The 15,568-nt window shown below is 69.1% G+C and carries 9 protein-coding genes; 2 read left to right on the top strand and 7 right to left on the bottom strand.

Features of this window, described 5'->3' with window-relative positions:
• Nucleotides 1–505: 505 nt before the first annotated feature.
• From BR98_RS30640 to BR98_RS30620, 5 genes are all read right to left on the bottom strand, one after another.
• Entirely contained in the window at nucleotides 506–1,393 is an 888-nt protein-coding gene (locus BR98_RS30640) for a carbohydrate ABC transporter permease (RefSeq protein WP_035849887.1), read from the bottom strand.
• Nucleotides 1,390–2,373, bottom strand: a complete 984-nt coding sequence (locus tag BR98_RS30635; protein ID WP_035849879.1) for a carbohydrate ABC transporter permease — start codon at nucleotides 2,371–2,373, stop codon at nucleotides 1,390–1,392. The genes BR98_RS30640 and BR98_RS30635 overlap by 4 nt, the downstream gene beginning before the upstream one ends.
• 87 nt (nucleotides 2,374–2,460) lie before the next feature.
• Nucleotides 2,461–3,783, bottom strand: coding sequence for an ABC transporter substrate-binding protein (locus BR98_RS30630; protein ID WP_035849877.1), 1,323 nt, complete (start codon nucleotides 3,781–3,783; stop codon nucleotides 2,461–2,463).
• A gap of 73 nt (nucleotides 3,784–3,856) precedes the next feature.
• The gene (locus BR98_RS30625; RefSeq protein ID WP_035849875.1) at nucleotides 3,857–6,808 is read right to left on the bottom strand and encodes a glycoside hydrolase family 2 TIM barrel-domain containing protein; all 2,952 of its coding nucleotides are present in this window, start codon (nucleotides 6,806–6,808) and stop codon (nucleotides 3,857–3,859) included.
• Nucleotides 6,809–6,910: 102 nt separating this feature from the next.
• A complete protein-coding gene (locus tag BR98_RS30620; RefSeq protein ID WP_035849873.1) occupies nucleotides 6,911–7,918 on the bottom strand; it encodes a LacI family DNA-binding transcriptional regulator in 1,008 nt (335 codons plus the stop codon).
• Between the two features lie 438 nt (nucleotides 7,919–8,356).
• Here BR98_RS30620 and BR98_RS30615 point away from each other — a divergent pair, with 438 nt between their 5' ends.
• Together BR98_RS30615 and BR98_RS42155 are read left to right on the top strand one after the other, a co-directional pair.
• Nucleotides 8,357–11,161 carry a glycosyl hydrolase family 28 protein gene (locus BR98_RS30615; protein ID WP_035849871.1) on the top strand — a complete coding sequence of 935 codons (2,805 nt, stop codon included), beginning with the start codon at nucleotides 8,357–8,359 and terminating at the stop codon, nucleotides 11,159–11,161.
• A gap of 145 nt (nucleotides 11,162–11,306) precedes the next feature.
• Nucleotides 11,307–14,204, top strand: coding sequence for a glycosyl hydrolase family 95 catalytic domain-containing protein (locus tag BR98_RS42155; protein ID WP_051970489.1), 2,898 nt, complete (start codon nucleotides 11,307–11,309; stop codon nucleotides 14,202–14,204).
• A gap of 116 nt (nucleotides 14,205–14,320) precedes the next feature.
• Here BR98_RS42155 and BR98_RS30605 read toward each other — a convergent pair whose 3' ends face one another.
• Nucleotides 14,321–14,923, bottom strand: coding sequence for an NADPH-dependent FMN reductase (locus BR98_RS30605; RefSeq protein ID WP_232247946.1), 603 nt, complete (start codon nucleotides 14,921–14,923; stop codon nucleotides 14,321–14,323).
• Nucleotides 14,924–14,928: 5 nt separating this feature from the next.
• Nucleotides 14,929–15,468 (bottom strand): O-methyltransferase, encoded by a 540-nt coding sequence (locus tag BR98_RS30600; RefSeq protein WP_198042311.1) that lies wholly within the window; start codon nucleotides 15,466–15,468, stop codon nucleotides 14,929–14,931.
• Nucleotides 15,469–15,568 lie beyond the last annotated feature (100 nt).

Here is a 15,568-nt window from a genome sequence, read left to right as displayed (position 1 = left end):
CGTGACAGTGCCCGGGCCTCGCCCATTCGCGGCGACCGGCGAAAGTTCGCAGGTCACACGGCACAAGGTCGATGCTTTTCACCGACTACGGCTCCGCCTTCCCGGCATCGGCCGAGTGAACCGGATCTGGTGCGTCGCGCGGTCGCGGTTTGGTCGCAGGCCGCCTTGGACGCAGGAGTTCGATAGCACTGCGTAGCGCCCACCGCGAGCAGCCGGCGCGACCCCTCGGCACTGCTCGGTCCATCTCGACGCATCTCATCAGTTGGGGCAGCGTCGTGTGCACTGGTCGTGAAACGATCTTCTGTGAGCCCGCCATATCTGCAGGTCAGAGGCATGTTCGAGCTCTACTTCAACCTGTAAAGGGCCCTCCGACCTGCGGAAACGCAGTTCGACCTCTCATCGTTTCCGCAGGTCAGCGCCTCGCTGACCTGCGGAAACGGTATTCAGGCACGAGGTTGACGACGTCCATGCGGAACCCGTGCTCGTTCGTGCTCGGGGGAATGCGCTACTTGACGGCGCCGGCGGTCAGGCCCTTGCGCCAGAAGCGCTGGAGGCTGATGAAGGCGACGAGCAAGGGGATCAGTGACAGGAAGGCACCGGTGATCGGCAGCAGCGGTGACACGCCGTTGGCGAACTCCGACCGCCACTGCACCAGGCCGACCGTCACCGGCAGGCGCGAGGCGGAGTTGAGCATGAGTGAAGGCAGCAGGTAGTTGTTCCAGATGCCGACGAACTGGAACAGGAAGACGGTCACCAGCGCCGGGGCCATCAGCGGCAGGGCGATCCTGAAGAAGGTGCGCGCCTCGCCCGCTCCGTCGATCCGCGCGGCTTCCAGCAGTTCGTCCGGGACGGACGACCCGGCGAAGGTCCGGCACAGGTAGACGCCGAACGGGCTGACGCAGCTGGGGAGCAGCACCGACCAGTAGGAGTCGGTGAGGTTGAGCTTGGCCATGAGCAGGAACAGCGGCAGGGCGAACATCGGCGCCGGTATGAGGACCGAGGCGAGGATGACGTTGAAGACGCTCTCGCGGCCGCGGAAGCTGAACTTGGTCAGCGCGTAGCCGGCCATCGCGGACAGCAGGGTGCTGACGGTCGCGCCGACGAGGCTGTACAGCGCGCTGTTGGCGAGCCAGGTGGAGAAGACGCCGCCGTCGAAGCTCAGCACGTTGCTGATGTTGGTGATCAGGTCGAAGTGGGAGAACCACAGCGGCGTACCGGTGTAGAGGTAACCCGAGCCCCTGGTCGCGGAGACGAAGAGCCACCACAGCGGGATCAGCGTGTAGACGGCCATCAGGCCGAGCACTCCGTTGACGACGGTCCTGCTCGCGATCTCGCCGCCGCGGCGGGCCGGTCGGGCCGGTCGGGCCGGTCGGCTGTCCAGGACGACGCTCATGCCATCGCTCCCTTGCGCTGGGTGTACTTCAGGAATCCGAACGAGAGCACGAGGGTGACCAGGGCGAGGACCACAGACTCGGCGGCTGCCAGGTTCTGGCCGCCCACGTCCATGCCCAGGGTCGTGTTCATGATCGGGGAGAACTTCGGCGAGACGCCCGGAATGCGTGCGCCGACCAGCACCGCCGGCTCGGTGTACAGCTGCGCCGTCCCGATGATGGAGAAGATCGTGGTCATCACCAGCGCGGGGCGCACCAGGGGAATCTTCACGTGCCACGCCAGGCGCCATCCGGTGCAGCCGTCGAGCGCGGCGGCCTCCACCACCTCGCCGGGGACCGTCTGCAGCGCGGAGTAGATAATCAGCATGTTGTAGCCGGTCCAGCCCCAGGTGATCATGTTCCCGATCGAGACCGGGACCCAGGACGGCGACAGGAAGTCGGTGGTGATGCCGATGTGGGACAGCGGGCCGGTGAACGGCGACAGGCTCTTCACCAGGAGGAAGGACCACATCACCGCGGCGATCGCCCCCGGGAGCGCGTACGGCAGGAAGTAGATGAACCGGAAGGTCTTCCGCAGCCGGGCCGAGCGGGAGTCCAGCAGCAGCGCGAGCAGCAGGGCCAGGCCGAGCATGACCGGGACCTGGACGCAGCCCAGCAGCACGACCCGGACGATCGACGCCATGAAGTCGTGGTCGCGGAAGGCGGCGAGGTAGTTGGAGAGTCCCGCGAACCGGGTGGACTGCGCACCGCCGAACAGACCGGCGCGCTGGACGGTGAAGAAGCTCTCGTAGATCGCATAGCCGATCGGCGCGACCATCATGGTGAGGAACAGCGCCGCGAACGGCGCCAGGAACCCGGACGCGGTCACCGCGGCAGGGCGGCGGCCGGCGCGCCGGGGCCTACGGGCCGGGGAGGCGCCGCGGGGAACTGCGGCCACCGGCTGCGGCGGTGACGCGGTCCGGGCGCTGCTGGTACTGCTCATGGAAACCTCGCTGGGCGGTTCGTCATCAGGGTGCGGGTTCCCGCGGAGGCCGCGGGAACCCATAGAAGCGGCGGGAGTTCCGCTGCCTCAGCCTCCGGTCACCGACAGGCCGAGCTGCTTGATCGCGGCGACGGTCGAGGTCTGGACCTTGCCGACGGCGTCCGGGAAGCTGCCCTGGCCCATGGCGGTGGTGAAGTCCGTCTCGACCTGCTGGTAGGTCGGGCCGTTGGTCCAGGTGGTGGGGATGTGCGCGGCGGAGGCCTTGTACACGTCGCTGACCTTCTGGCCGCCGAAGTACGGGTCACCGGTTGCGAGCGACGGGTCGTCCTGCCCGGCCGTCGAGGCCGGGTACAGGCCGCCGACGGTGATGCCCGTGCTCACGGCCTGGGGGTCGGAGGAGAGGAACGCGGCGAACTGCTCGGCTTCGCGCGGGGTCTTGCAGCCGGTCATCACCGAGGTGGCCGAGCCGCCGTTGCTGGAGGTCTTGCTGTCGTCGGCGCTCCAGGTCGGCATCGGGGCGACCGCCCACTTGCCGGACTGGTCCTTCAGGTCGTCCTTCAGACCGCCGGCGGCCCAGGCCGCGTTGACGAAGGACACCACCTTGCCGGCTTCGGCGGCCTTGTCGAACTGCGGGTCCCAGGCGTTGCCGTTGGGCATCACCAGGTTCTTGTCCTTCAGGCCCTGCCAGTAGGCGGCGACCTTCTGGGTGCCGGGGTTGGCGATGGAGACGGTCCAGCTGGCCCCGCTGGTCGAGTACCAGGACTGGCCGGTCTGCAGGCTGAAGGCCGCCAGGTCGTTGCCGTCCATGGGGGTGGTGCCGAACTTCACGCTCGCGTCGGCGGCGGCGACCTTCTGGGCGTCGGCCTGGTACTCGTCCCAGGTGGCCGGCGGCTTGTCGATGCCGAACTTGGTGAACAGGTCCGTGCGGTAGAACAGGACCATCGGGCCGACATCCACCGGGATGCCGTAGACCTTGCCGCCGATGGTGGAGGCCGAGACGGTCGACGGGACGTACTTGCCCATGTCGGCGTTCGCGTACTGCGTGATGTCCATGATCGAGCTCTTCACGAGCATCGACGGGATGGTGCCGTACTCGATCTGGGCCAGGCACGGGCCCTTGCCCGCGGTGATCGCGCTGGTGATCTGGGTGTAGCCGCCCTTGCCGCCCGACGGGATCTTCTTGAAGGTGACCTTGGTGTTCGGGTGGGCGGCGTTCCACTGGTCGACGATCTTGTCGTAGCCGGGGGCCCAGCCCCAGAACTCCATGCTCACCGGGCCGTTCTGGCTCGGCTCCGCGGCGGATCCGGTGGAGGAGGTGGCGGAGCTGCTACAGGCGCTGACGCCGGCCGCGAGGACCGCCACGGTGGCGAAGGCCAGGAATCTGCGGGTGCGTATGGTCGTGCTGTTCATGTGGGGAACCTCTTGGTCACGGTGGGGTGGGGAGCCTTGCTGGATCGCTGGTGGGCGGGCGGGCTGGGCCCGCCTACCAGCCGGTGCTGAATTCGACGCCGAACACGGTCGGGACCGCTGCCAGGACGGACGCTGCCGAGGGGCCGGGTCCGCAGGCAGCGCTGCCCAGGCCGTGGTGCGCCTGGTCCAGGTGGAGATGGAGCCTGCCGCCGGGAACCAGGTCGTGCTGGTGGGTCGCGGTGGTCAGGGCTTCGGTGCTCCAGGGGCGCACGGTCAGGTCGATGACCGGGTCGCCCGTGATGAGCAAGGTGCCGCCCGGGGCCGTGATCCGGGCGTGGCGGACTTGGTGGCGGTTGCCGTTCTCCTGCGGGCGGAGGTAGGGGGTCTGCATCGCCGAGACGCTCGACCGGTAGCGTCCGACGCGCGCCGCGGTTCGGGAGTCGCGGTAGGCCTCGCCGGGACCGGGGCCGAACCACTCGACCTCGGCGTCGGTGCCGGGCAGCGACATCGTGACGCCCAGGCGGGGCAGCGGCACCGACCATGCGCCGTCGGGGGTGACGGTGGTCTCCAGCCGGATCCGGGCCCGGTCCGCGACCGGTCCGTCGAAGGCTGTCCAGCGGTAGACCACGTCGAGCCCGGAGGAGGACCCGGCGGCGGCGAGCCGGGCGGTGACCGTGAGTCCCGAGGCGTCGGGCTCGACGCCCAGGACCTCGTGGCGCATCCGGTGCAGCCCGGCGGCGAGCCAAGCGGGGATCTGCGGCTCACCGAAGGCGTTGAGCAGATCGTTGTCGATCGGGGCGCGCCAGACGTCAAGCCTCGGGCCGTCGAGTTCCAGGTCGCCGAGCCGGACGAGCGCGCCGGTGCGACTGTCGAACCGCGCGGGACCCAGGGCGAGGTACCCGTCGTGGGCGGTCGCCGGCGCCGGTGTGAAGGGGATGGGCGAGCCGGCCGGAACCACCAGCCCCTGGCCCCAGGCGATCTCGTGGCCGGCCGCGGCCCAGCTCTCGTCGCCGGCGAGCACCGCGGTGACGGTCAGCCAGACCTCCTGGCCGGAGCCGTTCTTGCGCGCCGAGTCGAGAGCGGCGGCGAGGTCGGCGGGCCATGCGACGGCGGTCGTCGCGCCCGGTGCGACCGCGGGCACGGTCAGGTCGCCGGAGCCGACCGGCTCGCCGCCGTCCTCGACGCTCCACCGGAAGCCCAGGTACGCGCTGGCACGGACGTGGTGCAGGTTGTGCACGGCGATCTGCTGTGCCGCCGAGTCGATGTGGATCCGGAGCGGCTCGATGACCTTCTTGAACTCGACCAGGCCCGGCGACGGCGTGCGGTCGGGGAACAGCAGCCCGTCGGCCACGAAGTTGCCGTCGTGGATCTCCTCGCCGAAGTCGCCGCCGTAGGCGTAGAAGGAGTCCCCGCGCTCGGTGGTCCGGGCGATCCCGTGGTCGATCCACTCCCAGATGAAGCCGCCGGCCAGGCGCGGGTACGTCTCGATGACCTGCTGGTACTCGGACAGGCCGCCGGGGCCGTTGCCCATGGCGTGTCCGTACTCGCACAGCACGAACGGCAGGGAACGGCGGTGGGCGTCGTCGGCCGGATCGGCGGTCGGGGCCTCCTGGCCGCGTCCTACGGCGGCCAACTCGTCCACGCCCATGTACATGCGGGAGTACAGGTCGACGTAGGAGCAGCTCGCCCAGTCGCCCTCGTAGTGGATCAGGCGGCTGTCGTCGCGCTGGCGGATCAACGCGGCCGCGGCGGCCAGGTTCTCTCCCCGGCCGGCCTCGTTCCCCAGCGACCAGACGATGACCGAGGGGTGGTTCTTGTCCCGTTCCACCAGCCGCGCGGCCCGATCCAGGTAGGCCTCGCGCCAAGCGGGGTCGTCGCTGGGGTTGCGCCGCCAGCCGCCGGGCTCGAAACCGTGCGTCTCCAGGTCGCCCTCGCAGAACACCCACAGCCCGTGCTCGTCGCACAGGTCCAGGAAGCGGTGGTCGGGCGGGTAGTGGCTGGTGCGCACCGCGTTGATGTTGTGCTGCTTCATCAGCAGCACGTCGGCCAGCATGGTGTCCTCGGTCAGGGTCCGCCCGGTCAACGGGTGCCATTCGTGGCGGTTGACGCCCCGCAGGGAGATCGGTCGGCCGTTGACGGTCAGGACCCCGTCCACGACCGTCACGGTGCGGAAGCCGATGCGCAGCGGGATCCGCTCGCCCGCTTCCGAGACCAGTTCCGCCGCGTACAGGCGCGGGTTCTCGTCCGACCAGGGCTCGACGCCGTCGATCACGTGCGGTCCGGCCGGGTCGGCGCCGGTGATGCCGAGCTCGGGCACCGACAGGGACACCCGGGTCGCGGCGGTGACGTCGACGGCCAGGCTGCCCCGGCCCGTGGTGTGGTCGTAGGCGGCGTGGACGAAGAAGTCCTCGACACCTCGGGCGGCCACGGACACCGACCGGAAGATCCCGGACAGCCACCACATGTCCTGGTCTTCCAGGTAGCTGCCGGACGACCACTGGTGCACCCGGACCGCAAGCACGTTCCGCCCCGGACGCAGAGCGGGGCGGACGTCGAACTCGGTCGTCAGCCGGCTGCCCTTGGCGTCGCCGAGCCGGATCCCGTTGAGCCAGACCGCGAACGCGGAGTCGACGCCCTCGAACCGGAGCACCGCGTCAGCCGCCGGGAACCCGTCCGGAACCTCGAACTCGCGGCGGTACTCGCCGGTCGGGTTCTGCCGGGGCACCCGCGGCGGGTCGACCGGGAACGGGTAGAGGATGTTGGTGTAGGCGGGGGTGCCGTAGCGCGGCTCGCCGGGCAGGCCGGTCATCTGCCAGCAGGACGGCACGGCGAGCAAGTCCCAGCCGGCGTCGTCGAATTCCGGTGCGGCGAAGTCACCGGTGAGGTCGTCCAGCCCTGACGCCAGGCGGAATCTCCAGTCGCCGTCGAGCGCGATCGAGGGCAGGTCGGAGGCGAACGCGGCGCGCGGCCGCAGCCGTCCGATGCCCGGTGACCGGTCTTCGACGTAGGCGTCGGGGTCGTTCATCGGTGAAGGTTCCTCTCGGAAGTCGTCGAGGTGACGGGAGACGGCACAGCGGGACCTGCCGCCGGCTCCCTGGATCACGTGCAGGTCGAGCGGCTTCGGGTGCTAGGCGGTTGTTCGGGGCGGAGCGCTGCTGTCCCGGACCGTCAGGGTCGGGCGCAGCAGCGAGAGGACGTTGGTCGGCGGCCGGCCGGAGTCGACGGCGCGCAGCAGCAGTTCGACGGCCTGCTGAGCCATCTCCCGCTTCGGGAAGGTGACCGTGGTCAGCGCCGGGTCGATCCGGCCGACCTCCGCGATGTCGTCGAAGCCGACGACGCTGACGTCCTCGGGGACCCGCCGCCCGGACCGGACCACCGCCTCGATGGCGCCGACGGCCAGGACGTCGTGGGTGGCGAAGAGTGCTGTCAGTTCCGGGTCGGCGTCCAGTGCCGTGCGGGCCGCGTCGTACCCGCCGGCCGCGTCGTCGCTGGTACGGGTGAACACCTTCCGGTCGTCGATGGTGAGCCCGTCGGCGGCGAACGCCCGGCGCAACCCGGCCACGCGCAGCGCGTGGGAGGGGAGGTCGGCGATCACCGCGACGTTCCGGTGGCCGAGCTCGCGCAGGTGGCGCCCGGCCAGGAATCCGGCGTGCTCGTAGTCGATGGACACCACCGGGAGCGTGGTCGGCGGGTCGCTCTCCCAGGCGAACAGCGCGACCGGGAAGCTGGCCGCGGTGAGCATCGGCAGTTGCTGCTCGACGCCCTTGTCCCCGGCGACCAGCAGTGCGTCCACCGAGCGCGCGGTGAGGTTCTCCAGGTGGGCCCGGGTGTAGTCGGGGTCGTCGCGCGTCGTGGCCAGCAGCAGGTTGTACCCGTGGCCGACCAGGACGTTCTCCACCTCCTCGACCACCTCCGAGTAGAACGGATTGGCCACCGACGGCACGAACAGCCCCACGGTCGAGGTGCTGCCGGTGCGCAGCGAGCGCGCCACCAGGTTCGGCTTGTAGCCGAGTTCGGCGATCGCCGTGTTCACCTTCGCCAGGGTCTCCGGTCGCACCTTCTTGCCGGCCACCACGTTGGAGACGGTCTGCTTGGTGACTCCTGCCCGAGCGGCCACCTCCGCCATTGTCACCATGAGCGCTCCCGAACTTTTATCGATCCACGAAGTGGCGTCAGCGTAGGACCGCACGCCGCGCGAGGGCAAGGCGGCGCCGGAAGACCGTGATGTAGCCGTTACGTGAACGGCGAGAGGCATTGCATGTCCTACATGGTCCCGCGCATTGCGAGCGCGCGGACCGTTGACGTCCCGGGAAACGCGCCATTAACATCCCCGCCACGCCGATCGTGTGGATCGGTCAACGCCGTGGAGCCGTCCCGGTCCACCCCACCAACCAACACTCGACGTCACCGCGTGCCATCCCACCAGGTGCGTCGTAGTGGCCCTCTCGGTCCTCTCGGTAGCGACAGCCCCCACCAGTCGCAGCAGCTCGACAGCGGTGTCGCCAAGGCTCCGCGCCGTCCCCGGCGAGCGCCGAACAGACCTGGAACGGTCCAGTCCTGAGGAGAGACCAGCATGATCCGACCGGCCGGCGACGAAGCCGCCCCGAACCCCACGTCGGCGCGGGGCACCTCGCGCGTCAACCGCATCATCGCGGTCACCGCCAGTGCCGCCATCGCGGCGGCGAGCCTCGTGCTCACCGGCGCCGTCTCCGCCCACGCCGCCACCGCTGTCACGGTCCACACCTACGCACCGTCGGGCGTGGGGGGCGGCACGACGACGTCGCCTGATGTGACGTCGACCAAGTACCAGGTGCAGGTCGCCGGTACCTCCGTCCCGGCCGTGCAGTACACCCAGAACGGCCACAACTTCGACATCGCGCGGTTCGCGTCGGACTCCCGGACGCCGACGATCACGGTCACGCTGCCCAGCACCACGATCAACACGGTGAACGTCTACCCGGCGCGCTACTACCCGGCCGGCAGCGTGTCGGTGAGCACGGACAAGCACACCCTGACGTTCCAGCTGGCGGCGGGCGCCGGGCTGAACGAGGCGATCGTGATGGTCAACGGCGACTCGACCAACGTCGCCGGCCAGCCCTACCTGGCGGTCGTCAACGACCCGATCGAGGACCCGTCGCTGCGCCCGGACACCACCGACGCGTCGGACGGTTCGGGCGTCAACACGCAGACCGGAGTCGTCAACTTCCAGGAATTCGCCGCCAAGTACCTCGCTGCGCACCCGAACAGCGCGGCCCAGACCGCGCCGGCCGCGACGACCAGCTCCATGGCGGGACGCACCGTCGACGGCACCGCCATCCCGGCCGGCCAGGCCACTTCGGCGGGCAGCCTGGTGAGCGTCAACACCTCCAACGTGCGCTACCCGAACCAGCGCGTGATGGCCGCCGGCGACCAGACCTTCGCCCTGCAGGCCGCGATCCAGACCATCAAGGCCAACCCCACGCAGCTCAACACCCTTTACTTCCCGAACGGCACCTACCTGTGGTCGGGCCTGCAGGTCAACGGGGTGGACGGCAGCAAGCTCAAGGGCGGCAAGCTGAAGGTCTACACCGACGAAGGTGCCCTGCTGCTCAACCGGGTCCAGGCCTACATGGAGGCCTTCGAGCCGGCGATCGGAATCGTCAACTCGAGCAACGTCGAGGTCGACGGCCGCGGGGTCTTCGACGCCAACGGAGTGGCGAACTACAACTCCTCCGGCGGCGGTGACCTGCACGACGCCTACCGCAGCCAGCACCAGGGCGGCGTCATGGTCTTGCACTCCTCGAACATCACCTTCAACGACACCTACGAGCGCAACGCCAAGCAGTGGAACTTCGAAACCCACACTGCCAAGAGCGTCACGTTCAACAACATCAAGGCCCTCACCCCGTACGCCCAGCCGTGGGTGGACGGCACGGACTTCGCCAGCGGCCAGGACATCACCGCCAACAACGTCTTCACCCTCGGCAACGACGACGCGTTCGCGTCCGGTCACTACAACCCCAGCAACGAGTTCACCCCGCTCGCTTCCGGCGTCTGGAACAACTTCGCACTCGGCACCTCGAGCGCCAACGTCCAGGGCTACGTCAACGCGATCGGCGCCTACGACACCGTCGCGGGCCAGCTCGGGTTCGACTCCAACCACTGGGACGACCAGGACTCGAAGAACATCTCGGTCAGCAACACCCTGAACTGGGCCGTCAACGCCGGCAACGCGATCCGCCTCGGCTACCAGACCAACGGCCACCAGATCAGCAACTACACGTTCGACAACTTCAACTCGGTGTCGCCCCTGGTCGGCGGCATCACCGTGATGAACAGCCACGACACGTACCCGCGCCTGCAGAGCCTCGTGGTGAAGAACAGCTCGATCGACTCGTCCCGGTTCGGTTCGGGATCGATCAGCGTGAACGGCGGCAACGGAACCACCCAGACCGTCACCGCCGACCAGCAGGCCAACTACGGGTACGCCCCCAACCCCGACGGGTCCGGGAACACCTACACGTACGTCAAGTCCCCCATCCCCACCATCAATCTCGACAACGTGTGGTTCTCGAAGCAGACCACGAACAACATGACCGGCGTCACGAACGCGACGCTGAACAACCTCCGCGTCGCGGGCCAGCTCGTCGAGTACAGCGGCCAGCTCCCGCTCACCACGAGCAGTGTCGGCAGCCTGACCACCACCTACACGGCCGCGAACGGCCAGACCCAGAACGTCAAGAACGGCGCCGCCACCAGCGGCGACACCTGGGTGGGCGCGTGGGTCGGCGACCAGAGCACGAACAACTCCTCGGACCTGACCCTGATCACCCGCAACACCGGCGTCGGCCTGATGGGCGAGCAGTACACCACCGGATCCGGGGACGGGAAGCTCTCCTACCTCCAGTTCCCGCTCAGCAGCTTCACCAAGGCCCCGAGCCAGGCGACCCTCCACCTCACCTACGTCGGCCACCGCTACACCACGGTCGCGTCGACCGACACCGACCAGCTGCTCGTGCAGCCCGTCAGCGACACCAGCTGCACCGGCGGCGGCACGTCCTGCCCGGTTTCCACGATGACCTGGCAGAACCGGCCGAGCTTCACCGCCACGACCTCCTCCGTCGCCAGGTCTGCCACCTTCGCGCTGGGTTCGACCGTCATCCCCGAGGGCGGCGGGACCCACCAGGGCAACGCCGTCGACGGCCGTGACATCACCGTCGACATCACCTCCTTCGTCCAGAACGCCTTCGCGGCCCATCAGTCCACGCTCCTGCTCGCCGTCGGCGACACGGGCACCAACCACGAGCTGCGCTTCATCAGCTCCGAAGGCGCCAACGGCTCCGGGAAGCTCACCAACGCGACCGCCGACATGATGCCCGCGCTGACCGTGACCCCGTAGGCCGCAGCACCACCGCTCCGAGTACGCACCACGATCACGGCAGGCAGCGCCGGTCGGCCCAGAGCCCCCCACGGCTTCCCTTCCGGCGCTGCCCGTCGGCGCATGGCCCCACCCACCGTCAGGCATCAGACAACGGAGTCGCCTCGTGAACCTGCCCGACCACCCCCTGAACCGCAGACACTTCCTCACCGCCGCCGCGCTGACCGTCGGCGCCACGACCCTGCCCGGTCTCGTGTTCGCTGAGCGGGCCGCCGCGGCCGTCCCGCCCCAGGTCACCCTCCCGGACCGCGGCACCTGGGACAACGCCACCGCCTCGGCCTGGACCGACGGCTTCCTGAGCGGCAACGGCGAGTACGGCACCGTGTATTACGGGGCTCCCACGCTCGAGAAGATGATCTTCAACCACCACCGGTTCGTGCTGCCCAACGGCACCCGGAACACGATGCCCCCGGACCTGACCGCCGTCCTGGACCCGGCCCGGAACAAGGCGCTGGCGGGTGACTACGCCGGAGCCGCGTCGACCTTCGCCAACGGCTGGAACCTGAAGTGGACGCAGACGTTCCACCCCGGCTACGAGCTGCAGCTCAGCACCCCGGGCATGACCACGGTCAACGACTTCGCCCGGATCACCGACTTCCGCACCGGCGAGGTCACCCACACCTGGACCGACTCCTTCGGCACCTGGAAGCGCCACGTCTTCGTCTCCCGCGCCGACCAGGTCATCGTGCACGAGCTGCTGCCCGCCACCGGCCGCACCGTCGACACCACCCTCAGCGTCAACACCGCGCTGGAGAGCACGCCGACCAGCGTCTCCTACGCCACCACCGCCACCGTCTCCAGCGGTGACGGCTATCTGAACCTGCGCGGCACCTACCCCGCCGGGCAGGGCGCCTTCGGCTACGAGGGCGTCACCCGGGTCGTCGTCTCCGGAACCGGCGCCTCGGTCACGGCAAGCGGAAGCACCCTCGTGGTCGCCAAGGCCACCAAGGTGCTGCTGCTGACCAAGCTCGGCCGGTACGAGACCTCCACCGGCTGGGACGCCAAGCCGCTGCAGACCGCGCTGGCCTCACTGACCGCCGACTACGCCACCCTGTTGGGCAGACACGCCCCCAAGCACCAGGCGATGTACGACCGTTCCAGCATCGACCTGAACGTCTCCACCGCCGACCGGCAGCTGGCCACCAGCGACCTCATCGCCCGCCAGAACGCCAACAGCGGCGCGGTCGACCTGGCGCTGCTGGAGCGCATGTACGACTCCGGCCGCTATCTGTTCGTCAGCTCGAGCGGCGTCCTGCCGCCCCGCCTGACCGGCATCTGGACCGGCACCTGGGCCGGCTCCTGGGCCGACGACTTCACCACCGACGCCAACGTCAACTTCCAGGTCTCCGGCGGCAACATCCTCGACCTCAGCGACGCCATGGAGGGGTACTTCGACCTCGTCCTCGGCCAGTTGGCGCACTGGCGCGACAACGCCGCCCGGCTCTACGGCGCCCGCGGTTTCATGGCCCCCTCCCGCACCGACGGCGAGTACGGGCACATGCTGCACTTCAACAACGCCAGCTTCCCCGGCGAGGCCTGGACCGGCGGCGCCGACTGGATGCTCTACCCGCTGCTGGAGTACTACCAGGTCACCGGCGACGCCGCCTTCTTCAAGGACAAGCTCGGCCCCGCCCTGATGGAACTCGCCCTGTTCTACGAGGACTTCCTCACCCGCACCGACTCCAACGGCAAGGCCGTCTTCGTCCCCTCCTTCTCCATGGAGAACACCCCGACCAGCACGGGCCAGGCCTTCTCCATCAACGCCACCGGCGACATCATGGCCGGCCGGCACGCCCTGCGGGCCGCCATCGACGCCGCCAACCAGCTCGGCCTGGAACAGGGCAGCGGCCAGGGCGTGGCCCGCTGGACCGCCCTGCTCGCCAAGCTGCCCGACTACACCGTCAACGGTGACGGGGCGCTGGCCGAATGGTCCTGGCCGGGCCTGACCGACCGCTACGACCACCGACACGTGCAGCACATGTACGGGGCCTGGCCGCTGCACGAGATCAACCCCGAGGAGCGGCCGGATCTCGTCAAGGTCGCGGCCAGGGCGCTGGACCTGCGCACCGACGCGAACTTCTCGGCCCACGGCAGCCTGCACCGCGCGTTGGCCCGCGCCCGCCTCAAGGACGGCGCCGGCGTGTACGCCAACCTGCTGAAGATCTACGGCAAGAACATGGTCTGGCGGTCGCTGATGACCTCCCACAACCCCAACCTGAACATCTACAACTGCGACGCGGCCAACACCATCCCCGCCGTCCTGGCCGAGGCGCTGGTCTACAGCCGCCCCGGTGTCCTGGAGATCCTTCCCGCCCTGCCCGACCAGCTGGCCCAGGGCACCATCAAGGGCGTCCGCGGCCGCAACCGCATCAGCGTCCAGTCCCTGACGTGGGACACCGCGGCCCGTACCGCCACCGTCGAGCTCACCTCGGACATCGACCAGGACATCACCTTCATCTGCCGACGGGGCATCACGTCCGTCAGCACCGCCGCCACGGTGACGACCTCCTCGCTGGGCAACCACGCCCGAACCGTGTCGCTGACCGCCGGCACGAGCACCACGATCACGATCGGCCTGCTCACCGGAGCCTTCAAGCTGGTCAACCGCAGGAGCGGCAAGGTCATCGACATCTCCGGTGCCTCCACGGCCGACGGAGGCGCCGCCATCCAGTTCACCTGGTCCGGCAGCGCCAACCAGAAGTGGAAGCTGATCCCCGACTACGACGGCTCGTACCGCCTGTCCAACGTCAACAGCGGCAAGGTGCTCGACAACCCCGGCGGCTCCACCACCAACGGCACGGCGCTCGACCAGTGGTCGGACACCAACGGCGTCAACCAATGGTGGAAGCTCGTACCGACGTCCAGTGGCTACTACCGCCTGATCAACGTCAAGAGCGGCCTGTGCGCGGACGTGAACGGCGGCTCGACGGCCGACGGCGCCAAGATCATCCAGTGGCCCGCCGTCGGCGGCACCAACCAGGAGTGGCAGCCCGTCGGAGTGTGACGGCGCCGACCGAACGGCCCTCACGGACGCGCCCCACCCGCGCGCCCGTGAGGGCCGTTCCGGTAAGGCGAGGTGGCCGTGTCGAGTCGATTCACGGCCACCGCCTTCCCATGTCGCTACGGGAGATCCACCGCGAGCTTGCGCTGTTCGGTGATGAGTCCGGCGAGCGCGGCGACCAGGTCGCCGAGCATCATCCTGGCGGCCTCATCGGCCAGTTCGCCCGAGCTGTCGAACTTCTCGTGCGCCTTCGCCAGGTGCAGCTCCGGTTTGACGACCAGCCGGGAGTCCGTCCACAGCAGCGTCTGCCGCAGCGCGAGCTGCGCGCGGACGGTGCCGAAGCCCGTCGTCGAAGCTCCGCCGATGGCCACGGGCTTGCGGGCCAGCGGGGACTGGCCGAACGGCCGGGACATCCAGTCGATGGCGTTCTTCAACTGTCCGGGGAGGCTGTAGTTGTACTCCGGTGTGAGGATCAGCAGCCCGTCGGCATGACGTATCCGGCGCCGGAGGTCCGCGACCGGCTCCGGCACGTCCTCGCCGTCGTCGTCCTGGTCGTAGGGCGGTATGTCGCGCAGTCGGTCGTAGACCTCGACGAGGACTCCGGACGGCGCGAGTTCCACGGCCTGCCTCACCAGCCGGCTGTTGAAGGAGCCCTCCCGCAGGCTTCCCGACACCGCGAGGATCGTCATGTCCACATCCGTCATGTGCGCCTCGCCCTGCATGCTGCTCACAGAAACCTCCCCCATGCCCAGACCCGGTCCCCGGGTTCGCTCGGCTCGTCGACGAGTACGCCGTCCACGAGTACCTCTTCCTGCACGATCAAGCCGTCCGCGATCGCCTCGCGCCACGCGGCGGTCGGACCGACGCCCCACGGACGCCAGGGCGTCAGATCGTCGATCACGACGTGGGCGCCCGGCCGGCACAGCGCCCTCGCGTTGCGCAGATCGGCACGCGCCACCTCGACTTCGTGGCCGCCGTCGACGAACGCCAGGTCGAAGAGCGGCCGATCGGCCCTCGCCGCGTAGCGCGGCAGAGTCGTCCGGGAGTCACCGAGAATCAGCTCGTGCCGACCGGGAAAACGCCGGTCGACGTACTCCTTGGCCTGGTGGACGTACGCGTGGTCCCCCAGGTCGAACGAGACCACACGGATGTCCGGCGCCGCCGCCAGCAGCGCCTGGCTCGACAGGCCCGCGTTGAATCCGATCTCCAGGATGGTCCGGGCCGACGTGCGGCGGACGAGTTCCGCCAGGTATTCCTGCTCCTCCACCCCTGACGATCCCTCGAAGACTATGTATCCCCACCCCTGCAAGTAATCCAGGGTACTTGCCTCGAATCCCGATGAATTCATTTCCACTGCTCCATGAACG

The organism is Kitasatospora azatica KCTC 9699 (assembly GCF_000744785.1).
GTDB classification, from domain to species: domain Bacteria; phylum Actinomycetota; class Actinomycetes; order Streptomycetales; family Streptomycetaceae; genus Kitasatospora; species Kitasatospora azatica.
This window is presented reverse-complemented; position numbering and strand designations above follow the sequence as displayed.

Coding starts and splice junctions, on each gene's coding strand:
- BR98_RS30635 (WP_035849879.1), bottom strand. CDS start 2,373: ATGAGCAGTACCAGCAGCGCCCGGACCGCGTCACCGCCGCAGCCGGTG.
- BR98_RS30625 (WP_035849875.1), bottom strand. CDS start 6,808: ATGAACGACCCCGACGCCTACGTCGAAGACCGGTCACCGGGCATCGGA.
- BR98_RS30630 (WP_035849877.1), bottom strand. CDS start 3,783: ATGAACAGCACGACCATACGCACCCGCAGATTCCTGGCCTTCGCCACC.
- BR98_RS30620 (WP_035849873.1), bottom strand. CDS start 7,918: ATGGTGACAATGGCGGAGGTGGCCGCTCGGGCAGGAGTCACCAAGCAG.
- BR98_RS30640 (WP_035849887.1), bottom strand. CDS start 1,393: ATGAGCGTCGTCCTGGACAGCCGACCGGCCCGACCGGCCCGACCGGCC.
- BR98_RS30615 (WP_035849871.1), top strand. CDS start 8,357: ATGATCCGACCGGCCGGCGACGAAGCCGCCCCGAACCCCACGTCGGCG.
- BR98_RS30605 (WP_232247946.1), bottom strand. CDS start 14,923: ATGCAGGGCGAGGCGCACATGACGGATGTGGACATGACGATCCTCGCG.